General features: G+C 59.3%; 22 protein-coding genes. 10 read left to right on the top strand and 12 right to left on the bottom strand.

All coding sequences use genetic code 11. The features are described from left to right. Positions 1-39 precede the first annotated feature (39 nt). From ACSQ84_RS35045 to ACSQ84_RS35010, 8 genes are all read right to left on the bottom strand, one after another. On the bottom strand, positions 40-786 hold the full coding sequence (locus ACSQ84_RS35045) for a type 1 glutamine amidotransferase domain-containing protein (protein ID WP_436216319.1): 747 nt from the start codon (positions 784-786) through the stop codon (positions 40-42). Between the two features lie 140 nt (positions 787-926). After that, a complete protein-coding gene (locus ACSQ84_RS35040) occupies positions 927-1,376 on the bottom strand; it encodes a hypothetical protein (protein WP_436216318.1) in 450 nt (149 codons plus the stop codon). Beyond that, positions 1,373-2,461, bottom strand: a complete 1,089-nt coding sequence (locus ACSQ84_RS35035; RefSeq protein ID WP_436216317.1) for an ABC transporter ATP-binding protein — start codon at positions 2,459-2,461, stop codon at positions 1,373-1,375. Before ACSQ84_RS35035 ends, ACSQ84_RS35040 begins: the two co-directional genes overlap by 4 nt. Before the next feature lie 2 nt (positions 2,462-2,463). After that, the gene (locus ACSQ84_RS35030; protein ID WP_436216316.1) at positions 2,464-3,408 is read right to left on the bottom strand and encodes a carbohydrate ABC transporter permease; all 945 of its coding nucleotides are present in this window, start codon (positions 3,406-3,408) and stop codon (positions 2,464-2,466) included. Between the two features lie 3 nt (positions 3,409-3,411). Beyond that, positions 3,412-4,473, bottom strand: a complete 1,062-nt coding sequence (locus tag ACSQ84_RS35025; protein ID WP_436216315.1) for a carbohydrate ABC transporter permease — start codon at positions 4,471-4,473, stop codon at positions 3,412-3,414. Between the two features lie 169 nt (positions 4,474-4,642). Further along, complete coding sequence (locus ACSQ84_RS35020; protein WP_436216314.1) at positions 4,643-6,073, bottom strand: extracellular solute-binding protein; 1,431 nt, start codon at positions 6,071-6,073, stop codon at positions 4,643-4,645. 49 nt (positions 6,074-6,122) lie between these two features. Beyond that, a complete protein-coding gene (locus ACSQ84_RS35015; protein ID WP_436216313.1) occupies positions 6,123-7,214 on the bottom strand; it encodes an ABC transporter ATP-binding protein in 1,092 nt (363 codons plus the stop codon). A gap of 210 nt (positions 7,215-7,424) precedes the next feature. Continuing rightward, complete coding sequence (locus tag ACSQ84_RS35010; RefSeq protein ID WP_436216312.1) at positions 7,425-8,117, bottom strand: GntR family transcriptional regulator; 693 nt, start codon at positions 8,115-8,117, stop codon at positions 7,425-7,427. Positions 8,118-8,242: 125 nt separating this feature from the next. On the opposite strand from ACSQ84_RS35010, the gene ACSQ84_RS35005 reads away from it, so the two are divergent. The 5 genes from ACSQ84_RS35005 to ACSQ84_RS34985 all read left to right on the top strand — a co-directional run bounded on the left by ACSQ84_RS35005 (position 8,243) and on the right by ACSQ84_RS34985 (position 13,753). Next, positions 8,243-8,683: a hypothetical protein gene (locus tag ACSQ84_RS35005; protein WP_436216311.1), complete on the top strand. Its 441-nt coding sequence runs from the start codon at positions 8,243-8,245 to the stop codon at positions 8,681-8,683. Then, on the top strand, positions 8,683-9,909 hold the full coding sequence (locus ACSQ84_RS35000) for an iron-containing alcohol dehydrogenase (RefSeq protein WP_436216310.1): 1,227 nt from the start codon (positions 8,683-8,685) through the stop codon (positions 9,907-9,909). Before ACSQ84_RS35005 ends, ACSQ84_RS35000 begins: the two co-directional genes overlap by 1 nt. A gap of 17 nt (positions 9,910-9,926) precedes the next feature. After that, entirely contained in the window at positions 9,927-11,414 is a 1,488-nt protein-coding gene (locus ACSQ84_RS34995; protein WP_436216309.1) for an NAD-dependent succinate-semialdehyde dehydrogenase, read from the top strand. Positions 11,415-11,543: 129 nt separating this feature from the next. After that, complete coding sequence (locus ACSQ84_RS34990; protein ID WP_436216308.1) at positions 11,544-12,617, top strand: sugar phosphate isomerase/epimerase family protein; 1,074 nt, start codon at positions 11,544-11,546, stop codon at positions 12,615-12,617. Then, entirely contained in the window at positions 12,614-13,753 is a 1,140-nt protein-coding gene (locus ACSQ84_RS34985) for a Gfo/Idh/MocA family protein (RefSeq protein WP_436216307.1), read from the top strand. The genes ACSQ84_RS34990 and ACSQ84_RS34985 overlap by 4 nt, the downstream gene beginning before the upstream one ends. A gap of 125 nt (positions 13,754-13,878) precedes the next feature. Here the strand turns inward: ACSQ84_RS34985 and ACSQ84_RS34980 are convergent, their stop codons facing one another. From ACSQ84_RS34980 to ACSQ84_RS34965, 4 genes are all read right to left on the bottom strand, one after another. After that, entirely contained in the window at positions 13,879-14,856 is a 978-nt protein-coding gene (locus ACSQ84_RS34980) for a HEAT repeat domain-containing protein (RefSeq protein WP_436216363.1), read from the bottom strand. Between the two features lie 2 nt (positions 14,857-14,858). Then, positions 14,859-15,092 (bottom strand): 4Fe-4S dicluster domain-containing protein, encoded by a 234-nt coding sequence (locus ACSQ84_RS34975; RefSeq protein WP_108522320.1) that lies wholly within the window; start codon positions 15,090-15,092, stop codon positions 14,859-14,861. Positions 15,093-15,125: 33 nt separating this feature from the next. Continuing rightward, a complete protein-coding gene (locus tag ACSQ84_RS34970; protein WP_436216306.1) occupies positions 15,126-16,868 on the bottom strand; it encodes a fumarate reductase/succinate dehydrogenase flavoprotein subunit in 1,743 nt (580 codons plus the stop codon). Between the two features lie 162 nt (positions 16,869-17,030). Beyond that, positions 17,031-17,804: a ferredoxin--NADP reductase gene (locus tag ACSQ84_RS34965; RefSeq protein WP_436216362.1), complete on the bottom strand. Its 774-nt coding sequence runs from the start codon at positions 17,802-17,804 to the stop codon at positions 17,031-17,033. Between the two features lie 388 nt (positions 17,805-18,192). Between ACSQ84_RS34965 and ACSQ84_RS34960 the strand changes: the two genes are divergently transcribed. The 5 genes from ACSQ84_RS34960 to ACSQ84_RS34940 all read left to right on the top strand — a co-directional run bounded on the left by ACSQ84_RS34960 (position 18,193) and on the right by ACSQ84_RS34940 (position 22,738). After that, the gene (locus tag ACSQ84_RS34960) at positions 18,193-18,492 is read left to right on the top strand and encodes a gamma-butyrobetaine hydroxylase-like domain-containing protein (protein ID WP_436216305.1); all 300 of its coding nucleotides are present in this window, start codon (positions 18,193-18,195) and stop codon (positions 18,490-18,492) included. A gap of 101 nt (positions 18,493-18,593) precedes the next feature. Beyond that, positions 18,594-19,376: a Crp/Fnr family transcriptional regulator gene (locus tag ACSQ84_RS34955; RefSeq protein ID WP_436216304.1), complete on the top strand. Its 783-nt coding sequence runs from the start codon at positions 18,594-18,596 to the stop codon at positions 19,374-19,376. Positions 19,377-19,527: 151 nt separating this feature from the next. Beyond that, positions 19,528-20,967 carry an ABC transporter substrate-binding protein gene (locus tag ACSQ84_RS34950; RefSeq protein ID WP_436216303.1) on the top strand — a complete coding sequence of 480 codons (1,440 nt, stop codon included), beginning with the start codon at positions 19,528-19,530 and terminating at the stop codon, positions 20,965-20,967. Next, the gene (locus ACSQ84_RS34945) at positions 20,964-21,869 is read left to right on the top strand and encodes an ABC transporter permease (protein WP_436216302.1); all 906 of its coding nucleotides are present in this window, start codon (positions 20,964-20,966) and stop codon (positions 21,867-21,869) included. Before ACSQ84_RS34950 ends, ACSQ84_RS34945 begins: the two co-directional genes overlap by 4 nt. After that, on the top strand, positions 21,866-22,738 hold the full coding sequence (locus ACSQ84_RS34940) for an ABC transporter ATP-binding protein (protein ID WP_436216301.1): 873 nt from the start codon (positions 21,866-21,868) through the stop codon (positions 22,736-22,738). The genes ACSQ84_RS34945 and ACSQ84_RS34940 overlap by 4 nt, the downstream gene beginning before the upstream one ends. Positions 22,739-22,853 lie beyond the last annotated feature (115 nt).

Raw genomic sequence — 22,853 nt, 5'->3', positions numbered from 1 at the left:
AGTTCTCCACAGCAGGCGATCCGGAGCCAGTTCCGCGGCTTAGCCCCTTGCCGGTACCAGCTGCTTCACCATCGCGTCGATCAGGCGCGGCAGGTCATAAGGGAAGCGGGCCGTAATCAGGTTGCCGTCGACCACGCAGGGTTCGTCCAGGACCGTAGCGCCAGCGTTTTCGAGGTCGATCTGTATGTTCCACACAGCCGTGGCGCGCTTGCCCTTGAGGATCCTGGCGCTCACCATCACCCATTGGCCATGACAGATCGCGCATGTGGCCTTGCCCGCTTCATACATGGCGCTCACAAACGCGCGCGCATGCGGGTCCATGCGCAGCGCATCAGGGTTCCAGCATCCGCCCGGCAGAAGCACGGCATCGTAGTCCTCCGCCCTGGCTTCGTCCGTGTAGCGGTCGATCTTCAGCCAGCCTGCATTTTCCATGAGGCGGATGGCGAGGACATGGGTGGCGCATTGCGGCGGGAAGCGGAGGCCGAGCGTGGGATGAAACTCACCGATGCGGGGCGAGACAACATGAACCGTGGCGCCGTGCTCGGTGAGCCAGCGATGAGCACCCAGAATCTCCACTTCCTCCACGCCATTGGTGCAGCAGATGGCGATACGCTTGCCCTCGAGCAGACCTGGGTTTGTCGGCGGATCAAGCAGGAAGCTCCTGAGCTCTCGGTTCAATTCGCCGTCAGCCGTCACCAACAATTCCGTCGAAATAGATGGGACCGGCGAAGAGGACATTAGCTGCTGCATGCGGTTGAAGGCAGTGGCTTGGAGAGACGTGCTCATCTTTCATGCTCCTGAACGAGGTTGATCGGCACATTCGCGATTAAAAATATCAGAAAACGATTCGCCTTAAATGCATGGGCGTTGGTTGAGGGCGGTTTATCGACACGGATAGAATCCTTGGACGCCTTGAAGGTGCGGGCTCACTCCTTGCGGCGACTCTGCAGCGTGATGAGGCCAGCCAAGGCAGCGGCGATAACCGCAACAGTCCATGTGAAGCCATGCATGTACCAAGGCGTCGCGTTGAGCTGAACTCTGCCCAGCACCGTGTTGGGATCCGGCGGCTTGAGGAAGAATGCGCCGTAGAGATGTGCGACAACGATGGAAGCGAGCAGCACAATGCAGAAGATCATGGCGACGACCATGGCCACAGTTACCAGCGAGCGCTTGGGTACACCGGGTTGCGCCAGAGGCAGGATGTTGTTGACAAGCCCAGCCAGAACGATCAGCGCGCAGCCAACCGTGAAAAGCGCGATGTTGAACGGTTGAAAAATCATCAGAAGCGCGAATACGCCAAGCCCGATGATACTGTATTCCAACGTCCGCGCCGCCGTCGGCGTCAGTCCACCATTGCCTTGCTCGCCATTTCTCATGCGCGCACCGCCTTTCCGTCGCCTGCGAACACGTGGGTTTGCGCGGGATCTGGAACGAGGTGGAGCGCCTCGCCAATCTTCACCCTTTTGTCACGCGGCACGACGACCCGGATGTCGCTGCCCGTCTTGGTGCGCGCGTGAATAAGCGTCTCGGCACCCATCGGCTCAATGAGTTCGGCCATGGCGTCGATCGTGTCCCGGGTGTCCTCGGAAACAACGGTGAAAGCTCGCGGGCGAATTCCCACGGTGATCTTTCCAGCCTTCAGGTTCGCGACCGCGGGATGGACGCTCAGATCGACATCCTGCTCGTCGAAGATCACTTTCGCCTTGCCGTTGCCGTAGCTCTTGAATTGTGCGTCGATCAGGTTCATCTGCGGCGTGCCGATGAAGCTCGCAACAAAGACGTTGGCGGGTTTTGCGAAGACCTCATGCGGGCTCCCCACCTGCTCGATGAGCCCGTCGCGCATGATGGCAATACGGTCTGCCATGGTCAGGGCTTCAAGCTGGTCGTGGGTGACTATGACCGTGGCTTTCGTGAGATTTGACAGCACGGCCTTGATCTGGCCGCGCATGGAGTGACGGAGCTCCACATCGAGCCGCGAGAGAGGTTCGTCGAACAGAAAGCATTTGGGATCCCGAACAATGGCGCGGGCAACAGCGGCGCGTTGCTTCTCGCCCTCCGAAATCTGTCCGGGCAATCGGTCCAGGATATCGCGAAGGTGCAGGATGTCAGCCACCTTCCTGACGCGAGCCGCCACTTCCGTGCTCCCAATTGCTTCGCGGTGAAGCGGCATTGCAATGTTCTGCCCAATACTCAGCGCCGGATAGAGCGCATAGAACTGGAAGACCATTGCGATGTCGCGCTTCTCCGGCGGCAGGTGGTTCACGCGCTGCCCTGCAATGACGACGTCCCCTGCCGTGGCGCGTTCGAGGCCGGCAATCGTGCGCAGCGTAGTCGTCTTGCCGCAGCCCGAGGGACCGAGCAGACAAACAATTTCACCCGCAGCCACGGACAGGTTGGCATCCTTGACGGCAACAAATGTGCCGAACTTCTTGGTGAGGTCGCGTATTTCGATGGTCGACATGATCACTTCCTGACCGTGCCGAACGTGACGCCACGCAGCAGGTGATCCTGCAAAAAGAAGGTGGCAAGGAAAACGGGAACAAGAAACAGGGTTTCAATGGCAGCCAGCAGCGTCCAGTCCGTTCCACGCCCGCCGGAAGACACGGCCTGGTTCATGGCTACCGGCACGGTGCGTGTATCAGGACCGGTCAGGAGCAGTGCGAACAGGAATTCGTTCCAGGTGAGGATGAGGCCGAAAACGAATGTTGCGGCAAGACCCGCGACAACCTGCGGCAGGCAAATCTTGAAAAACACTTTGATTTCCGACGACCCATCGATACGGGCTGCATCCTCGACATCCGTCGACAACTCATCGAAGAAGCTCTTCATCATCCACACGGTAAATGCGAGATTGAAAGCCGTATAGAGCATGATGATGCCAAGATAGGATCCAGAAAGGCCCACGGCGCGGAACATCAGGATCACCGGAATGATGACGACGATCGCAGGCAGCATTCGGGTCGTCAAAATGACGAAGAGATAGGTATCGTTGCCCTTGAGCGGATAGCGCGAGAAACCATAGGCGGCCAACGTGCCGATAACGAGGGCAAGCAGGACGGATGCCGACGCGATTACGATGGAGTTGAAGAAGAACCGGTCAAACCCGGTGGACTCCGGCTGGCCACCCGCCGTCATGACGCGGGAAAAGACCGAGGCAAAGTTGTCCAATGTCGGTGTGAAGACAAACTGATCGGGGATGAGACCAAAGAATGAGGTAGGCGAAAGCGTTGGCGGCACTGAAAGCGCCAGCCCCTGCGGCTTGATAGCCGTGAAGATGATGAAGAGGACCGGCAGGAAGTAGATGAAGCTAACAGCCGCCACGGCGAGCGTGCGGCCCCAACCCGCCTCCGCGATGCCGCCGACGCCACGAAAGCCAATCCGCTCCCAGAAAGAAACTCTGTCTGTCATGGCTCAGGCCTCCCTGTTCTTGGGATTGGCAACGTAGAGATAAAGGTTCGTGAGCACGATCACTATGAAGAGGATGATGTAGGAGATGGCGGCTCCCTCGCTTGTCTTGTTCTGTTCGTTGGCAATACGGATCAAGTGGTAGGAGATCGTCATTGTGTCGTTTCCGCCCTTGGTCAGCACGATCACAAGGTCTGCCAGCTTGAAGGCTTCGATGGTGCGGAACAGCAGCGCCAGCATCAGGAGCCCACGGATATAGGGGAAGGTGATGCTCCAGAAGCGCCGCCAGGCGGAGACCCGGTCGATGGCGGCTGCCTCGTAGAGATATTTCGGCACGGACACGAGGCCCGCCAGCACGAGCAGCATGACGAACGGCGACCACATCCAGGCGTCGGCAAAAACGATACCGGCCACAGCGCCCGCCTTGCTGTCCATGACGATGAACTGGCCGCCCGCGACGCTATTGATCACATAGCTCAGGATGCCGAAGGTGGGGTCATAGTAGTAGGTGAAGAAGACACCTGAGGCCACGACCGACAGCATCATCGGTGTGAGAACCAGAATCAGCAGATATTTCCGCAGCGGGAACTGCTTGGCAAAAAGCATCGCCAGGAGAAACCCCACGATCATCTGTGCCGAAACCGTGCACACCGCGAACATGGCGGTGTTGATGAGGGCGCTCCAGTTGCCCGGCGCCGCGACCTCGTCGGTCAGAACCTTGATGTAGTTGTTGAGGCCGACGAAGCGGATGGACTGCAGGTTCGACTGGTAGGCAAAAAACGAAAGCCCCAGGGACCAAAGCAGCGGAAAGATGTTCATCACGAATAGAACGGCGATGGCGGGCGCGACCAGGAGCCCGCCATAATAGCGACGGCGGTAGGCATTCACCGCGAATGCCGCGGCGACCAAAGCCGACATAGCGCCAACGACCCAGAAGGAACCGGACGCTGGCAGCGTCACCACCGCAAGCGCGGAAACAACAAGCCCGACGAGAATTGCAAGCCGCCAATTACCGGCCGAAAGCTCGAGAAGGGCCGGTGCAGTCTTGGCAGATTGTACGGCTGACATCAGTTGCATGAAACTTCCGTGGAAAAGCATTTCCTGTGCGCTGCGGAGCGGACACGTGCGACCGCGGCGGGCATCTGGCCACTTCTTTCAAATGGCCGGAGAAGGAGACGAAGTCACTTCCCCGGCCAAGCCTCGCCATTGCCGCCGCTCGCGGAATTCACGCGTCATGTTACTTAGTCAGCCCGACCTCCTTGAGCAGGCGCTGCTGGAACTTGGCGATATTGTCCTGAGTCGTCTTGGCATCCTGCCTGCCAGTAATAGCCAGATCGTACTGGTCCTGCTGCTGGGTCAGCAACTCGAAGAACTGCGGCACGTGCCACACGTCCTTCTGCCAATCCAGCGAAGGCGCCCAGGCCCTGTTCCAGGGGCGGTAAGTTACGTACTTCGGATCCGAGTACACGGACTTGATGGCAGACTGACCGCCGGCCGCCGCAAACTGGTGCTGGATGTTCGACGACAGCCACCACTTCACGAACTCCACGGCCTCCTTGATTTGTGCGTCGGTCGTCCAGGTGGTCAGCACGAACGGCTGGCCGCCAATATTGGACCAGCGGACCAGCTTGCCGTCAGCACTTTTGGTTCCCGGCATCATGCCGAACACCAGGCTGTCTGAGACCTTCGACGTTTTCGGATCAAGCGAGGCTTCGGCAAGGCCGATCCAGTTGATGCTCATGGCCACCTTACCTTGCCGGAACAGCTCATCCGACTTGAAGATATCCATCGTGCCCGTCTTGGCGAGAGGTGGCATGTAGGCGATCAGATTCAGATATTTCTCCACCGCCTTGACGGCCGCCGGCGAGTTCACAACACCTTCCGCTTTGCTGTTGGGTGCCTGGGTCTCATCCCAGATGTCACCACCCATTTGCCAGATAAAGCCGTTGATCTGCATGGATGAGAAGTCGTAGCTCTTGCCCGCCTGGAACGCGATGCCGTAAAAATCGTCTTCGGCAGGCTTGCCGGCCAGCGTCTCGCCCTTCTTGCGGCGAAAGAATTCGCCCACGTTCTTGAAGTCGTCCCAAGTCATGGCGTCGAGCTCTTCGCCCGTGCAGGGAAGTTTCTTGTTGAATTTCGCCATGAAGTTCTTCTGTTCTGCTTCGTGGCAGATAATGTCCTTTCGCGCGAAGTTCACCAGCACATCGGGAAACTGCGGAAAGCCGTAGTAATTTTCCGACTTGTGCGGATAGGTTGAGTAGGAGTTCAGTGCGTTCGGGTGGATGTCCTTGAACGTCTTCATGAACTCGGGATCTGCGTTGAGCAGGTCGTTGATCTTCCGGAAATAGCCGCCCTCGACGAACGCACCCAGCCACTGCGAGTCCGATACGATGAAGTTATACTTCTTTTCGCCTGATGTGAGCGACGCATTCACGCGGGTATAGAAGTCCGGCCACGGAATGAAATCCACCTGGAGCTTCACCGTGTTGCCGGACTTTGGCTTGTACTGCTCGTCGAAAAACTTCTTCATGATGCGCGTTGGTGGCCAATCCGGCACAGCCATCGTCAGCGTCACATCAGCGGCGAAAGCAAATGTCGTTCCCAGCACCAGCGAAGCGGCAAGCCCGGCCGCCATCACTATCCTGTTGATCTCCCTCGTCGCGGTCATCCTGGTTTCCTCCGTTTGGGTTTCATTTTTTCTTTTAAAGTCGCTCGCCTCAGGCCATCGTCCGTCCACTCGAAGAGCGGAAGATGTAGAATTTGCTTGGATCGAGAATAACTGTCGCCTGTTGGCCGGGCTGCAAACCCGAGGCGGCAGATTCCGGCAACACCATGCGCAGCGTTTCGCCGTCGGTTTCCACGGACACGATCGTGACGTCCCCCAGCGGCTCAAGCATGGCAATGTTGGTCTTGAGGCCTTGCTCGCCCTTCCCGGCAAAGCGCACGTCGCTCGGGCGGATGCCGACCACGGCCGCTTCGCCGGCTTCTGCGGCTTGCAGCTTTTTCACGAAAGGTAGTGGCCCAAGTGCGGATTCGAGGGCGGCGTTGTCCGTGGCCAGCCTGCCCCTGATCATGTTCATGTGGGGCGAGCCGATCTTGCTTGCCACATACAGATCACACGGCGCTTCGAAGAGCTCGTCCGGCGTTCCGATCTGCACCACGCCGCCATCGCGCATCACTGCGATTTCCTCACCCATCGAGAGGGCTTCGAGCTCATCGGGTGTGGCGTAGACGATGGTGAGACCAAACTGGCGGTGAAGGCGCTTCAGTTCCGCCCGCATTTCATGGCGCAGCTTGGCGTCGAGATTGGTCAAAGGCTCGTCCAGCAACAGGATCCTGGGCCGGCGTATCAAGGAGCGACCCAGGGCCACGCGCTGCTGTTCGCCACCCGAAAGCGTATTCGGCTTTCGATTGATCTTCGTGTCGAGCCGGAGCATCGCCGCCGTCTCCTTCACGCGGCGATCGATCTCCTCACGGGGACGCTTTTCTTCGATCAGCGGATAGGCGAGGTTGTCGTAAACGGTCAGGTGCGGATAGAGCGCGAACGACTGAAACACCATTGATACGCCCCGGCCCGCAATCGGCTCATGGGTCCAATCCTTGCCAAAAATCTCGACATGCCCGCGTTCGGGAGTGATGAGACCGGCGATTGTGCGGAGCGTCGTCGTCTTGCCAACTGAGCTCGGCCCAAACAATACGAAGAAACGACCTTCCGCCACCCTGAAAGACAGGTTTTCGAGGGCCCGCACGCGGCCGTATGACTTGCCTACGTTTGTCAAACGCAGTGCAGATTTCTCAGACTGCCCCATTGCCGTTTCCCAGACCCCACCGCCGTCGTACAGGATGCCTATTCGCCGCCAACACTCACTACACGTTCCGCAAACACCGGCACTGAGCCGTATTGCTTCGATAGCTTCGTCGCCCCTCGGGCGGACTTGACTACCTTCCTTTCGGCACTTCCGAGCCGCATGACCTCTTTTCCTTTGTCCATCGCGACGCTTATCGACATCGGAGGCGACTCAATCGAACGCTGACAGCAGGCGATCGCGAGAGCGTTCAATATGAACGCGCATCGCTTGTTCGGCGGCCGCGGGGTCCGCAGCAGCGAAGGCCGCCAGTATGGCTTCGTGCTCGTCGAGAGCCTCTTCGGTGACGCGCGAATGGAACATGAGACGAAAAATGTGAAAGTGTGTGTGCTGGAAAGCGATGGCTTGACGAATGAGTTCGTTCTCGGCGCAGGCCAGGATCTTGTCGTGAAAGTCGGCATCCTGCCGCGCGAAGTTCGAGTACCGCAGGCGCTCGTCTTTGCCTTCCCTGCGGGCCATCAGGCCGGCCGCTTCGCGAAGCATCGCGAGCTTCGTGTCGTCCAATCGCGCCGCCGCCTTCGCGGCGCTGTAGGGCTCGAGACGCAATCGAAGCTCATAGATTTCGTCAAGCTGGCGCTTGGTGATCTGCGGCGCCGCGCGATAGCCGATCAAGTGCGTCTTCAGCACCAATCCTTCACCCTCGAGCCGACCTAGCGCCTCACGAATAGGCGTTTGCGAAACGTTGAATTCGCGGACCAGGCTGTCAACGGTGATGCGGGCGCCGGGCGCGATCTTGAGTGACATGAGCTGCGCAAAAATCGCCTCATACACGTCGTCCGCCAGACTGGTCGGGCGATCGATCTGCCCGCTGGCGGCGCCGGTTTGAGAAGGATTGATGACGTTCATCGATTTCGGCCTGCCTCTTGACACAAGTCGCTTCTAGCACGATCTTGCGCGATATTCAATCCTATATCATATAGGATTTAATCGATGAAGGTTGAACGGCGCCAAACCCAGGCGCGGGCGTGGGCTTGTTCATGGAGCGTAATGCCTTGGTAGCAAGTGAATTTCACCGTGCCGACGTGCTCGTTGAAGCCGAACTGACCGGGCACCCGTCGCATGGTCTGCAACGATTACATCGTATTCAACGCGGCTTAATGGTCGCGGGCCTCGCAGGTTCAGCGCTCGCGCCCGACATCCGCGCCATGCTCGACGCGGAATTCGTCTGCAGGGGCGATGTCATCCTTGCGATAAATCTGGGCTCCGCTCCGGAATTGGTACGGAGACTCTCCGACTATCTGGATCGGGTTCGCGCTGCGCCGCCGATGCAGGCCGGCGCGCCTGTCGGCAGCCCCGGCGATAGCGTGGCCCGCCTTCGTGCCGCGAACGGCTTTGAGATTGAGCCTCGCCTCTGGAGCGAACTCAACGGTCCCGCACAATCCAATTCGTCCGTCGCCGAAGGATATGCATGATGACCCTGTTCGCCGCCCTGAGGCTGCCCCGCGAGATTTTGTTTGGCAAGGGTCAGCGCCACGCGCTTTCCACCGTCGCCGCCAAACATGGACGCCGGGCGCTCCTGTGCACCGACGAGCGGTTCGCCGGCACGGCCGTTTTTTCCGAAATCGTCGCGGGCTTAAAAGCGTCGTCGGTGGAGGTTTTCGTTCATGATCGCGTGCAGCCGGACGTGCCGGTCGACACGGTCGGCGTCTGCGTCGAGGAGGCGCGGAGCTTCAGGCCCGACATGGTGATCGGCATCGGCGGCGGCAGCTGTCTCGATCTTGCGAAATGCGCAGCCTTGCTGATCAGCCATGGCGGCAAGCTTCAGGACTACTATGGTGAGTTCAAGGTGCCGGGTCCGATCCTGCCAGTGATCGCCGCGCCGACCACAGCGGGCACCGGTTCGGAAGTGACGCCGGTCGCGGTGATCTCCGATTCTGATCGAATTTTGAAGGTCGGCATTTCGAGCCCGCACCTGATTCCCACCGCTGCGATCTGCGACCCGGAACTGACGATGACGTGTCCGCCGTCCCTGACGGCAATCGCAGGGGCCGACGCCTTGACCCACGCGATCGAGGCCTTCACTGCGGTTAGACGCGGTGTCGCTTCCGACCTGCCGCAGAAACATGTTTTCATCGGCAAGACGGCGCTTACCGATCACTTCGCTCTGCTCGCCATCAAGCTGCTGGGACGCAGTCTTGAGAAGGCCTGCCGCGATGGCACCGACGAAGACGCGCGGGCGGATGTAATGATGGGCGCTCTGGCGGCCGGCTGCGCGTTCGGAACCGCGGGAACAGCGGCCGCGCACGCGGTGCAATATCCGATCGGCGCCCTGACCCACACGCCGCACGGGCTCGGCGTCGCGACCATGCTGCCCTATGTGATGAATTATAATTGCTCCGCGGCGACAATCGAAATCGCCAAAGTCGGCGCTGCTCTCGGCCTCGAGCGCTCGAGCCGGAGCGACGGCGAGATGGCCCGCGCGACGATTGAAGAAATCAGCCGCATGTTCGCGGCGATTGGGATCACGCCTACATTGGCCGGTCTTGGACTTCCCGCCGACAAGATTGATTGGACCGCCGAACTCGCCCTCGGCATCGATCGGCTGATCAAGAACAATCCCCGCCCGTTCGACCTTCCCGCGATGAAACGACTGGTGAAAGCCGCTTACGATGGCGACCTCGCCGGCAGCGCCATCTGAGCTGACAGGACCCCATCATGAACATGCCCCAGCACACGCTCAAGTCCGACCAGGAAACCATCGACCTCCGCGCTTATATGCGCGGCCTCTATATCGACGGCCAATGGCGGCAGGCCGCTGACGGCCGGCTTATCGAAGTGGACGATCCGTCCACCGAGCGCGTGATCGCCGAGGTTCCCGACGCAGCCATGGTCGACGTCGAGGCAGCGGTGGAGGCCGCCGCCCGGGCGGCCGCCGGCTGGCGCCAGACGCCGCCGCGCAAGCGATCCGAAATTTTGAGGCGGTGTTTCGAATTAATGACGCAGCGCTCGGAAACGCTCGCCGCGCTGATATCGATCGAGAACGGCAAGGCTTTGCGCGATGCGCGCGGCGAGGTCGCCTATGCCGCCGAGTTTTTTCGCTGGAACGCCGAGGAAGCCGTGCGAATCACCGGCGAATTCGGCCTCGCTCCTTCGGGCGCGAACCGCATCATCGTCGACTACCAGCCGATCGGCGTCTGCGTTTTGATCACGCCCTGGAATTTCCCCGCGGCCATGGCGACGCGCAAGATCGCTCCCGCCCTGGCAGCGGGCTGCACGGTTGTTCTCAAGCCGGCGAGCGAAACGCCCCTCACGGCCTACGCGCTCGCTGCGCTGTATCAAGAAGCCGGCGTTCCCCCAGGCGTCGTCAACGTCGTTACGGTTTCCAATCCTGGTCCGGCCACCGCCGCCATGCTGGCGGATCCACGGGTGCGGAAACTGTCGTTCACCGGCTCGACCGCAGTTGGCCGCCTCCTCCTCGCCGAAGCGGCCAAGCATGTCGTCTCGTGCTCGATGGAACTCGGCGGCAACGCGCCGTTCATCGTCTTCGACGATGCCGATCTTGAGGCTGCGCTCGACGGCGCGATGGTAGCGAAAATGCGCAACGCCGGCGAAGCCTGCACCGCCGCAAACCGCATCTATGTGCAATCCGGCATCCACGACGCCTTCGCCGAAGGGCTTCGAAAGCGCATGACGGCGCTCAAGGTGGGCGCGGGCGTCGAAGCCGCCACCGAATGCGGTCCGATGATCACGAAAAAGGCCGTCGATAAGATCGATCGGCTGGTTCAGAACGCCGTCGCGCGTGGCGCGCGCGTCCTGTGCGGGGGCTCGGTCGGAAGCGGGACGGGATTTTACTATCCACCGACAGTCCTCTGCGACGTGCCGACCGACGCCGCGATGGCGCAGGAGGAAATCTTCGGTCCGGTGGCGCCTATTTCGCGCTTCGAACGGGAGAGCGAGGCGATCGAGCGGGCGAACGATACGGAATACGGGCTCGCTGCCTACATCTACACACGCGATCTTGCCCGCGGCATGCGTGTAGCTGCGAAGATTGAAGCTGGTATGATCGCGCTCAATCGCGGCCTCATGTCGGATCCGGCCGCCCCGTTCGGCGGCGTCAAGCAGAGCGGCATTGGACGCGAAGGCGGGCAAGGACACGGCATCGCCGAATTCATGGAGGCGAAATATCTCGCCGTCACGATCTAGACAAAGGAGAGGTGCGGCGCGGTTCCTTGAACCGTGACCATGTTGCACCGTGGGTTGAGAAGCAGGATTGCGGTGGGATCAGAGCCGTCAGGCTCAGGCCCTTCGAAGACAAGAGAGAGGAGATTAATTATGCGCACCATCAAGGGACCGGCAATCTTCCTGGCTCAGTTCGCTGCCGAAGCTGCTCCGTTTGATACCTTGGATAACATATGCGCCTGGGCAGCGGGTCTTGGATACAAGGGCGTGCAGATACCCAGCTGGGTTTCCAGCTTTATAGACCTGGAAAAGGCTGCGACATCGAAAACATATGCGGATGAACTGCGTGGCACAGTCAATCGTCATGGACTCGAGATTACTGAATTGTCGACGCACCTTCAGGGGCAACTGGTCGCTGTGCATCCGGCCTATTCCGGTGCTTTTGATGGCTTCGCGCCGGCGGCGGTCCATGGCAATCCCTCCGCTCGGACGGCGTGGGCCATTCAACAATTGAAATGGGCCGCAAGGGCTTCGAGCAACCTTGGCCTGAATGCCCACGCAACCTTTTCGGGCGCGTTCGCATGGCCTTTCATCTACCCTTGGCCCCAACGCCCCGCTGGCCTGATCGACGATGCCTTTGGTGAACTTGGCCGCCGATGGTTACCAATTCTCGATGAGTTCGACCGCTACGGCGTAGACGTTTGCTATGAATTACATCCGGGCGAGGATCTGCACGACGGATCGACTTTCGAAATGTTCCTCGATCAAGTGAAGAACCACGTTCGCGCCAATATCCTTTACGACCCAAGCCATTTTGTGCTGCAGCAACTCAAGTATCTCGATTTCATCGATATCTATCACCAGCGCATCAAGGCGTTCCACGTCAAGGATGCCGAATTCAACCCAACCGGCAGGCAGGGTGTCTACGGAGGATTTCAGTCGTGGGTTAACCGCGCCGGACGTTTTCGATCGATTGGAGACGGTCAGGTTGATTTTCGATCGATCTTTTCGAAGCTCACGGCCTACGATTACGCGGGGTGGGCCGTGCTGGAGTGGGAATGCGCGCTGAAGCATCCGGAGGATGGCGCTCGGGAAGGAGCCCGGTTGATCTCCGATTACATCATACGGGTAACCGAGCGAGCTTTCGATGACTTTGCAAGCTCCGGCATAGACAGGGAAGCAAACCTGAAAATGCTTGGTCTGCCACCAAATGAGGGCATGTCATGAAAGACGGCGCGACGTCGCGGATTCGATTGGGAATGGTCGGTGGCGGGATCGGCGCCTTCATCGGCTATGTACACCGAATTGCATCGCGAATTGACGATGATTATGAACTGGTGGCGGGAGCTCTGTCCTCCGATCCTATCCGAGCTCAAGAATCTGGTAGAAGGATTGGGCTGGCTGAAGACCGGATATATACAAGCTTTACCGAGATGGCGGCGAAAGAGGCTGCCCGTGAAGACGGCATTCAGGCCGTCTCAATCGTTACACCCAATCACCTGCATTTTGCGCCGGCCAAGGCATTTCTTGAGGCTGGAATTCATGTGATTTGCGACAAGCCTCTGACGTCAACGCTGGATGACGCGCGTGCGTTGGCCAAAATCAAGCCAAGGAATGGCGCGAAGTTTCTATTGACGCACAATTACACCGGTTATCCCTTGATGCGGCAAGCGCGTGCAATGGTGGCGAACGGCGACCTCGGCAAGATTCGGGTGGTTCAAGTCGAGTATCCGCAAGATTGGCTAACTCGCCCCCTTTCAAGCAAGCAGGCGGATTGGCGCACGGATCCCGCTCGTTCAGGACAAGGCGGCGCTATCGGCGATATCGGTACGCACGCTTATAACCTTGCACGGTTTGTCACGGGTTTGAAAACGACGGCGGTAAGTGCGGACCTGTCGACTTTCGTGGAGGGCAGACCGCTCGACGACAACGTGCACATTCTGCTGCGGTTTGAAGGCAATGCACGCGGGATGCTGTGGGCCAGCCAAGTTGCCGTAGGCTGCGAAAACGGCCTGCAGCTTCGTGTTTACGGCGACAAGGCCGGGCTTGAGTGGCGCCAGGACAATCCGAACCAGATGTGGTTCACCGAATTTGGCAGGCCCAAGCAACTTCTGACGCGAGGCGGCGCCATCTCCGGTGACGCTCCTCCGATTCAGGTTCGACTGCCGAGCGGGCACCCCGAAGGTTATCTCGAGGCGTTCGCCACACTTTATAGTCAGTTTGCTCAGCTGATCCGCTCCGGAGATGCTGCCTGTCCCGAGCTGCCGTCGCTCGCTGACGGAATTGAGGGAATGGAATTCATCGCCGCCGCGGTCCAATCGAGTAACAATCAAAGCATGTGGACAAGCCTCAGCGACGTGTAAGGCGCGCGGTAGATCCGACGTCAAACGAACTCACAACGCGCTACGTTCAGGAGTGTGAAATGGCTCATAAACGCGGATAATCCTTTGGTTGGACCATAGCAGCGTCTATCCCGCAGTTCGGAGCGCTAAGAACTCGTCTTCGCCTTCCTGGCAACGATCTGCTGAAGGGCCCAGCGTGCGTTTTTTCTGACCTCGGGATCGGGATCATGATCGACAAGAACGAGAAACGGTTCTGCGGCGGGATCGGCAATTTCTCCCAACGCCGCCGCAGCTTCCTTGCGCAGATTTGCCTGCTCGTGCGTGATGCACTTGCCGATCGGAAGGACCGCGCGGTCGATCTTCATCTTGCCGAGGCTTCTGATCGCCTTGAGCCGCACCTGCCAGAAATCATCGGTCAACGCGGCAATCAACTGATCCGCCGCGACCATGCCGTTGGCGCTCTGGCCCAGCGTCTCCGCCGCCATCTCGCGGACCATCCAGTCCTCGTCCCCAAGCGCACGGGTGATCGATTCGGCCGCAGGCTTCAGATGCGAAAATGCCAGCGCGCTAACCGCCGCCCGCCTGACATGGGCATCCGGATCGCCCGTGGATGCCGTGAGCGCGGGTATCGATTCCTCAAGCTTCAAGAAGCCGATCACGCCGATCGCCTGTACGCGGACGGCGGCATCGCTGTCCCTGAGCGCCTCCAGCGCCGGCTTGAGCGTGTCCTTGCGCCGTAATTCCTTCAGCGCACGGAGCGCCCCCATGCGGACAAACGCGTGTCCGTGCGTGACCAGGGGAAGAATCGCAACGGCGCATGCCGGGTCCTTGAATTCAGCCATGCTGTCAGCCGCGGCGGAAGCGACCGCCGGCTCGGGATCCACGAGCAGTTTCGCCAGGGCCGCGGCCGACTGCGGGCCGTCGAATTCTCCCAGTGCCATCGCCACTTGCTGACGCACGCCAGCATCTGGATCGGCGACCATGCCGCTCAGATGCCCAACGGCCGCCGGATCCCCGGAATGGCCAAGCGCTATGATCGCGACCCGGCGCTCGCCCGGATCGGCAGCCCCCAGGCGTTCGCCGGCGTCTTCAAGATCGTCGTAGGATTCGAAGGGGCCCGACATGATTACCTCAGGAGGTAGGGAATGTTGACGGTAACGGCGCCGGTCGGGCAATCGGCTTCGCATGGCATGCAATACCAACACTCGTCGTAGGCCATGAAGGCCTTTCCGGTCATGTCACTGATGCGAAGCACGTCGAGCGGACAAACATCGACACACACGGTGCACCCCTTGTCGGCGATACACTTGGCATCGTCGACGACGACCGGCACGGAGGTCTGATAACTGGCGAGAGGCATTGCTAAATCTCCTGTTGCTTCGTAGCGGGACCGTTACGCACTGGCGCGGATACGTTGCTTGTCGTAGAGATCCTTCTCTTCGTCGGCGATCGGAACAACGTACGGCTCCACGTCCCGCTTCTCGCTGGTCATCCTGCCGTCCTTCTTGCTGAGAAGCGTGTGGCAGAACCAGTTCTCGTTGTCCTTCTCCGGGAAATCGGTACGCAGATGATACAGCCCCCAGCGGCTTTCCTCACGGTAAAGCGAGGCGTGGGCAGCCATGTCGGCGCAATCCAGTATCGACTGGGTCTCGAGCGCGCGAAGCAGTTCGTGCGAATTGCGCGCGATCATCTGCTGTTCCATATCCTCACGAACCTCCGCCAACCGGCGCTGGCCCAGTTCGAACTTGCGCGTGACCTTCGGCGGTTGCAGATAATCGTTCACGAGGCGACGGGCCTTGTATTCGATCTGGTTCGGCGGGATGCCGTCTTCCCGCCTGGTCGGCGCCATCACTCGGTCGCGCTCCCTGGCGACGTCGGCGGCATCGAACGTGGCGAAGTCATGGTTGTCCGCAAACTCCATCGCGTCGGTGCCCGCGACCGAGCCATTCGTAAAAGCGCCGAGCATGTAGTTGTGAGGTACGCTGGCCATATCGCCGGCGGCGTAGAGGCCAGGCACGGTCGTGCGCGCAAAATCGTCGACGAACACACCGGACGCGCTATGTCCTGAACAGAACCCGATCTCCGAGATGTGCATCTCGATCGATTCGGTCCGGTAGTCCGTACCCCGCCCCTTCTGGAACAGCCCGCGCGTCGGACGCTCGACCTTGTGGAGCGTGGACTCGATTTCCTCGATCGTTTTCTCGTGAAGATGCGAGAGCTGAAGAAACACCGGTCCCTTACCCGACGACAATTCGTTGTAGAACTCGAGCATCATCTGGCCCGACCAGTAATCGCATTCGATGAAGCGCGATCCTTCGTTGTTGGCGGTGAACGCACCGAAGGGACCGGCGACATAGGCGCAGGCCGGTCCGTTGTAATCCTTGATCAGCGGATTGATCTGGAAGCATTCGAGGTTCGCGAGTGCCGCGCCGGCATGATAGGCCATCGCATAGCCGTCACCTGAATTGGCGGCGTTCTCGTAGGTACCGAACATGTAGCCGGAGGTCGGAAGGCCGAGGCGCCCCGCCGCGCCCATGCAGAGGATGACAGCCTTGGCCTTGATGACCAGGATCTCGGCGGTGCGGGTATTGACGCTGATGGCCCCCGCCACACGCCCGTCGCCCGACGTCAGCAGGCGCGTGGCCATATACCGGTTCGAGATCAGGATTCTCGCGCGCCGGAGCTGCCGGTAGATCGCCTTCTTCACCGTCTCGCCGTTCGGCATCGGCAGCACGTAGGTGCCGATGTGGTGTACTTTCTTGACCGCGTAATCGCCATTCTCGTTCTTCAGAAATCGGATGCCGAAGCTGTCGAGCTCTTCGATGATCTTGTAGCAATTCTGCGCGTATTTATAGACGGCCTTCTGGTCGACGATGCCGTCGTTGGCGATGGTTATTTCCTTGGTGTATTGCTCCGGCGTCGCGTAACCGGGAATGACGGCGTTGTTCAGCCCGTCCATCCCCATCGAGATCGCACCCGACCGCTTGACGTTCGCCTTTTCGAGCAAAACGACATTCGCCTTGGGATTTTTCAGTTTCGCCTTGAGGGCAGCCATCGGCCCGGCCGTGCCGCCGCCGATAACGAGCACATCGCAGGAAACTTCCGAAAGCCCGTCGACGATCTCATCCATTGCCATTATTCGCTCCTGGTTCGGCGTGTTCGCCGTCTTGGTGCTAGATTTGTTCGGCTGCTCCTTCGGCGATAGCAATTAGTTGTCGCCGGTGAGAGAAACCCAATGTTTGGGCCGGTTGCCGAAATCGAGGTCAGCTTTTGAGCAACAAATAGGCAGGCACGGCCGCTATCGTTCAACGAAAGCTTTTTCGATGACGAAGTGCCCAGGCTCGCTATGACTGCCTTCGACAAAACCGCGCTCTGTGAAGATCACACGGAGTTCCTCCAGCATGCCGGGGCTTCCGCACAACATGATGCGGTCGGTCTCCCGGTCCAGCACCGGCAGTCCGGCGTCGTCGAAGAGCTGGCCCGATTCGATCAGGTCGGTGATGCGGCCGCGGTTGCGAAACGGCTCGCGGGTCACAGTCGGATAGTAGATGAGCTTGTCGACAAGCAGCGGCCCGAATAACTCGTCCTGTCGAAGCTTTTCCACGAGGCGTTCGCCATAGGCCAATTCGGAAACCTGGCGGCAGCCATGGGCGAGAATGATCGTCTCGTAGGATTCGTAGACATCGGGATCCTTGATGAGACTTGCGAACGGCGCGATGCCGGTGCCGGTCGAAAGCAGCAGGAGCCGCTTTCCCGGTACGAGATTTGCGGTGATGAGCGTACCGGTTGGTTTGCGACCGACGAGAATGATGTCGCCCTCCTTGATCTTCTGCAGGCGTGAGGTCAGCGGTCCATCGGCGACCTTAATGCTGAAGAATTCGAGGGCGTCCTCGTGATTGGCGCTGGCCATGCTATAGGCGCGAACAAGTGGCCGTCCATCGACCTCCAGTCCGATCATGGCGAACTGCCCATTCTGAAAGCGAAAACCGGGATCGCGCGTGGCTGTAAAGCTGAACAGGGAATCGGTCCAGTGCTTCACTGAGAGAACCGTTTCCTTCTGAAAAGCGCTCATCGTCCTTCTCCTCCTTCGATCGCTTGATCGCCATAACGCGCATGAGAGCGCGATGATGGAACGTTGGGTGAGAAGCGAAAATCTCGCAACGATGGACTTCAATTCTTGGTCGATTAGTTTCTATTTTTTTCGCAGCCTTAATCAGAACGAATGATACTTAACGCAGGCTAACGACAATCCGACATCCCTCCAAAGCCGGCTCGGTTCAATGACCCCTCCCGACCGGTGCAACATTGTCCTACCCCGCGCGATGTTCGCGCAGTGGTGTTCGCGATGCTGACGCGGGACAAGCAAGGAATTTCCAAAACCGGGATTCGGCGCCGGCCGGCAATTAGTTGCTATCTGTGCGATCACTCGGAACGTAACCTGTCCGAGGATGGATTTGCCGATGCCGACGTCACCGATTACAGCAGGAGCGAGTTGCGAGGTAAGCGCCGACCTCGCCTCGCTATCCATGATTGCAAACGACGAATCTCGGGTGACTCTTACGGCGGAGAAGCTTCGGCTACTCTGCAAATGCGCGCATTGCACCCGCGCGCGCTTCGACGAACGCTTCCCGGAACGTTTTCCCGGGATCGCCATCGTCGAGGTCGCTGACCTCGGCTACGGGCTGAATATTTCGTTCTCGGACGGGCACAACCGGGGCATCTACCCCAAAAGCTATTTGGCCCAATTGGCTGAGTCTTGATTCTGCTTGGGTTTTTCGCCCGCGTCTTCGGCCGCAACGATCAATCTGGCACGAAGATTGCTGCTTTTTAGATCAGTTCTTAAATGGTCTGGAGACCGGCAATGTTGTTGCAGGCTGGAAATGTGGTGAGCGGACGCTCGCCTTCGGCCGCGGCTGCGGCGACGAAATCAAGCTCATCCCTGCTTCTTTCCGAGAACCAGCAATTGATGGGCGGTCCACCGTCCCTGATGGAAAAGCTGACGATACGCGAGCGGGAGATCGTCCTCAAACAAGGGCGCCGCAAGGTCCTCAGTCGGGGGCAGACTATCTTCAGTCAGGGCGCGAAGCATGACGGCATCTTCCTGATCGAAAGCGGCCGCATCCGCGTATTTTATTCTTCACCGCTCGGACGCGAAATCACCCTCGCTTATTGGCATGCCGGCAATTTTGTCGGCGGGCCGGAGGTCTTCGACACCGGCACTCATCAGTGGTCCGGCGTCGCCTCCAGCAATTGCAGCATCGTGCAGCTTCCCGGCAAGGAACTGCGAACGCTCGCAGTTGAAATTCCCAATCTCGCGATTGGGCTGATCGAGGGCCTCGCGTTCAAAGGCAAATGCTATTCGGCGCTCGCCCAGATGCTGGGGACGCGCTCGATTACGCAGCGGCTCGCGCATCTCCTGTTGCACCTCATGGATCTGTACGGCGTCGAGGATCCGGACGGAGTCGTTATCGCGGCTGCGTTCACGCACGCCGACCTGGCGCACATGGTGGGCGCAACCCGGCAATGGGTGACGATCAGTCTCAAGCGAATGCAGAAAAAGCGGATTGTGCTGACGAAACGGTCGCAGATCGTCGTCTGCCTGCCAAATATCCTGGAAGAAATGCGCGGCCAGGCATCGGATTGAGCCTGAATGCACACGTAAGCGGCTTTGCACGGTAAAACTGCCCAACGAGTATGCAATCGGCCTTTAGCGGCAACTAATCTACTCCGATGGCAAGTCCGCATTTGCCTGGAACGCTGGCCCAACCAATCATGTGTGCAGTGCTTCCAACCGAATGGGGATGAACATGGTCCGCCAAGTCCAATCGATCTCGATAGCGATATCCATAGCGTCCGTGGCCTTGGCCTTGGCCCTGGCGCAGCCGGCCAGAGGCGAAACGGTCACAATCGGCATCGGCACTCAGGATACCACGACCAACACCGTGACGACCGGCATCGTCATCCGCCAACTGCGCCTCCTGGAGAAGTACCTTCCGACGGACGGCAAGTATGCCAAAATCAAGTTCGAGCTCGAATGGCAGAACTTCACCTCGGGTCCTCCCGTCACCAACGGCATGATGGCCAACAAGCTGCAATTCGGTGCCATGGGAGACTATCCCCTTGTCGTCAACGGTTTTACGTTTGAGAAAAACCCTGAAAGCAAAAGCCGCCTGATCGCCGTTGCGGCTTACAGCATGTCCGGCTCTGGCAATGGTCTCGTCGTCCATAAGGACTCACCGTATTACGAGTTCGCGGACCTCAAGGGTAAGTTGGTCAGCGTCCCCTTTGGGTCGGCCGCCCATGGCATGATGCTGAAGGCGCTGCAGGACCGGGGCTATCCGGCGGATTTCTTCCAGTTGGTCAGTCAAAGTCCCGAGGTCGGCTCGACGAACCTTCAGGAGAAGAAGATCGACGCCCATGCTGACTTTGTCCCGTTCGCAGAGCTGCTGCCGTTTCGCGGATTTGCCCGCAAGATCTTCGACGGCGTGGAGACGAACCTGCCGACCTGGCACGGCGTCGTGGTCCGGACCGACTTCGCCGAGAAGTATCCCGAGGTCGTCGTTGCCTACATGAAAGCGATCATCGCCGCTAACCAGTGGCTGCGCGCCGATCCCAAACTTGCGGCGGAAAAAGTCGCGGAATGGACCGGCATCAGCAAGGAAGTCGTCTACATCTTCCTCGGTCCGAGCGGCAACATGACCACCGACCCCACCATCAAACCAGCCCTGATCGACGCGGCGGAAGTCGATGTCAAGGTGCTGCAGAACCTTGGACGAATGAAGGAGTTCGATCCGAAGAAATGGGTCGACGACTCTTTCATCCGCAAGGCCTATGCCGACATGAAGCTGGACTATGATGCCCAGCTCGCCAGCACCAGGAACTACGAAATTACGGGCGACGACAAGTTCTGCAAGAAGCCGATTTCCGATCCCCGCAAGTCCGGCGAAGTATGGGTCGATGACTCCGGCATTCTTCCGTTCAGCAGCGCCACCTGCACGCTCAGTGCTTACGCGGATTTCAAGGCCAAGGGAAAGAAGATCAACGTCACTTACGTCTTCGACAGCATGCGCGGCATCAAATTGTTCGCGGACCAGGCTTTCTATGCGGTTGCCGGTAACGAAATCGCGCCGTTCCTGCTGAAGAAGGACGCCGAAGCTCACGCCGCCAAGAACAGCGGCAAGGTTCTTGGTTTTGAAGAGGCGGTGAAGTCGGCGGTGGGCGGAGGCAAGACATGAGCAGCAGTCCTGCGCATGCCCTGCATCCGACGGAACGCGAAACACCCGCGATCGCTGCCGAACCGACTCCCGCCGGGGCGCCGGTCCACAGTCCAGTCACGATCGGCGTCCTGGCCGCGCGCTGGTTCCGGCTCAACAAGGCTCGTCTGCGCGCGACGCTGATTGGCGCCCTTTCCCTGGTCGCATTTCTGATTCTCTGGCACCTGTTGACGAAATATCGCGTCGTGTTCTTCGTGCGATTCACCAACGTCCCTTCTCCACTTGCCGTCTACGACAGCTTCACGACAGCGATCCACGACCCCAAATTCCTGATGCATGTCCTGCTGAGCTGCCGCAGAATCATCTTCGGCTTCTCGCTGGCGGCGCTTGTCGCGGTACCGCTCGGTCTCGTCATGGGGCGCTTCAAGCTGATCCACGAAACTGTTTTCCCGGTTGCCGAAGTCCTTCGTCCGATTCCGGCGATCGCCTGGGTGCCGATGGCGATCATGCTTTGGCCGACAAACGAACAGAGCATCGTCTTCATCACTTTCCTCGGTTCATTCTTTCCGATCCTGGTGAATACACTGCACGGCATGGTCCTGGTCGATCCGGTTCTGGTTCGGGCGGCGCGATGCCTCGGCGCCAGGGAAGCTTCGATCTTTCGCGAAGTGTATTTTCCGGCCTCGCTTCCGCACATCTTTACCGGACTTACCGTTGGAATGGGCGTTGCCTGGGTCTCGCTGATCGCAGCCGAGATGATCTCCGGCCAGTACGGAATCGGCTATTTCACCTGGGAAGCCTATTCGCTGGTGCAGTACGCCGACATCGCACTTGGCATGATCGCGATCGGCGTGCTCGGCCTCACTTCCAGCGTGCTGATCCGCTCTGCGGGAAGGCTCGCAATGCCATGGGGGCGCACATGAGTCTCATCGAGGCAAAGGCAGGCGAAGGCCATATCGAGGTAAAGAACTTTGCGCTGAGCTATGAAACCATCGATGGGTCCGTTGCAGCCGTTACAAACACACAGATTCACGTCAAGCCGGGTGAATTCGTCTCGATTGTCGGTCCGTCGGGTTGCGGAAAATCCACGCTTTTGAACGCGGTCGCGGGCTTCCTCAAGCCTACCGCGGGAACGGTCACGGTCGACTGCGAAGAGGTAAAGGGTCCGAGCGCCGAACGCGGGATGGTCTTCCAGCAATACTCCCTCTTCCCCTGGAAAACCGTCCAGGAGAACGTCGAATTCGGACTCAAGATGCGCGGCATGGACCGGTCCCGTCGCGATCGAGCTGCTCGCACCCTGCTCGGACTGGCCGGCCTCGAAGCGTTCGGAAAGCATTACCCTGACCGGCTTTCCGGTGGCATGAAGCAGCGTGTCGGTATTGTGCGAGCCCTGGCGACAGGGCCGAAAGTTCTTCTGCTCGATGAGCCCTTCGGCGCCCTGGATGCGCAGACGCGGGTCATCATGCAGCAAATCCTCAATAACATGTGGCAACGACTGAAAATCTCAGTCCTGTTCGTGACCCACGATATCGACGAAGCGATCTTCCTTTCCGACCGCGTCTACTGCATGACGGCTCGCCCCGGCTCAATCAAAGCGGAAGTTCCCATCCCGCTGGAACGGCCTCGTCAACAATCGATGATGATGTCGTCGGAATTCCTGGCACTGAAACGTGGCTTGATGTCGCTGATTCGCGAGGAAAGCCTCAAAGCAATGGGAGGCGAAATCAGCGACCAGGGTTTGCAAGGGCTCAATATAGACTTGCACGGGCAGTCGTTGGCCGAAATACTTTGAGCAGCTGTGCTTCAAAAGCGCGCTGACCAGGCCTTGGCGTCGACGTGGAAGCCGAACTGGCCCGTACAATCCCACCAACAAACGCTCGTGTGTCGGCGCAACAATCCGCGATTGC

This window comes from Bradyrhizobium sp. LjRoot220 (assembly GCF_964252915.1).
Lineage (GTDB): Bacteria > Pseudomonadota > Alphaproteobacteria > Rhizobiales > Xanthobacteraceae > Bradyrhizobium.
Note: the sequence above shows the minus strand (reverse complement) of the source record. Positions and strands in the feature narration are given on the sequence as shown.

Coding starts and splice junctions, on each gene's coding strand:
- ACSQ84_RS34945 (WP_436216302.1), top strand. CDS start 20,964: ATGAGCAGCAGTCCTGCGCATGCCCTGCATCCGACGGAACGCGAAACA.
- ACSQ84_RS34940 (WP_436216301.1), top strand. CDS start 21,866: ATGAGTCTCATCGAGGCAAAGGCAGGCGAAGGCCATATCGAGGTAAAG.
- ACSQ84_RS35035 (WP_436216317.1), bottom strand. CDS start 2,461: ATGTCGACCATCGAAATACGCGACCTCACCAAGAAGTTCGGCACATTT.
- ACSQ84_RS34980 (WP_436216363.1), bottom strand. CDS start 14,856: ATGTCGGGCCCCTTCGAATCCTACGACGATCTTGAAGACGCCGGCGAA.
- ACSQ84_RS35000 (WP_436216310.1), top strand. CDS start 8,683: ATGACCCTGTTCGCCGCCCTGAGGCTGCCCCGCGAGATTTTGTTTGGC.
- ACSQ84_RS34960 (WP_436216305.1), top strand. CDS start 18,193: ATGCCGACGTCACCGATTACAGCAGGAGCGAGTTGCGAGGTAAGCGCC.
- ACSQ84_RS34950 (WP_436216303.1), top strand. CDS start 19,528: ATGGGGATGAACATGGTCCGCCAAGTCCAATCGATCTCGATAGCGATA.
- ACSQ84_RS34965 (WP_436216362.1), bottom strand. CDS start 17,804: ATGAGCGCTTTTCAGAAGGAAACGGTTCTCTCAGTGAAGCACTGGACC.
- ACSQ84_RS35020 (WP_436216314.1), bottom strand. CDS start 6,073: ATGACCGCGACGAGGGAGATCAACAGGATAGTGATGGCGGCCGGGCTT.
- ACSQ84_RS35030 (WP_436216316.1), bottom strand. CDS start 3,408: ATGACAGACAGAGTTTCTTTCTGGGAGCGGATTGGCTTTCGTGGCGTC.
- ACSQ84_RS34990 (WP_436216308.1), top strand. CDS start 11,544: ATGCGCACCATCAAGGGACCGGCAATCTTCCTGGCTCAGTTCGCTGCC.
- ACSQ84_RS35025 (WP_436216315.1), bottom strand. CDS start 4,473: ATGTCAGCCGTACAATCTGCCAAGACTGCACCGGCCCTTCTCGAGCTT.
- ACSQ84_RS35045 (WP_436216319.1), bottom strand. CDS start 786: ATGAGCACGTCTCTCCAAGCCACTGCCTTCAACCGCATGCAGCAGCTA.
- ACSQ84_RS34975 (WP_108522320.1), bottom strand. CDS start 15,092: ATGCCTCTCGCCAGTTATCAGACCTCCGTGCCGGTCGTCGTCGACGAT.
- ACSQ84_RS34985 (WP_436216307.1), top strand. CDS start 12,614: ATGAAAGACGGCGCGACGTCGCGGATTCGATTGGGAATGGTCGGTGGC.
- ACSQ84_RS34995 (WP_436216309.1), top strand. CDS start 9,927: ATGAACATGCCCCAGCACACGCTCAAGTCCGACCAGGAAACCATCGAC.
- ACSQ84_RS35015 (WP_436216313.1), bottom strand. CDS start 7,214: ATGGGGCAGTCTGAGAAATCTGCACTGCGTTTGACAAACGTAGGCAAG.
- ACSQ84_RS35040 (WP_436216318.1), bottom strand. CDS start 1,376: ATGAGAAATGGCGAGCAAGGCAATGGTGGACTGACGCCGACGGCGGCG.
- ACSQ84_RS34970 (WP_436216306.1), bottom strand. CDS start 16,868: ATGGCAATGGATGAGATCGTCGACGGGCTTTCGGAAGTTTCCTGCGAT.
- ACSQ84_RS34955 (WP_436216304.1), top strand. CDS start 18,594: ATGTTGTTGCAGGCTGGAAATGTGGTGAGCGGACGCTCGCCTTCGGCC.
- ACSQ84_RS35010 (WP_436216312.1), bottom strand. CDS start 8,117: ATGAACGTCATCAATCCTTCTCAAACCGGCGCCGCCAGCGGGCAGATC.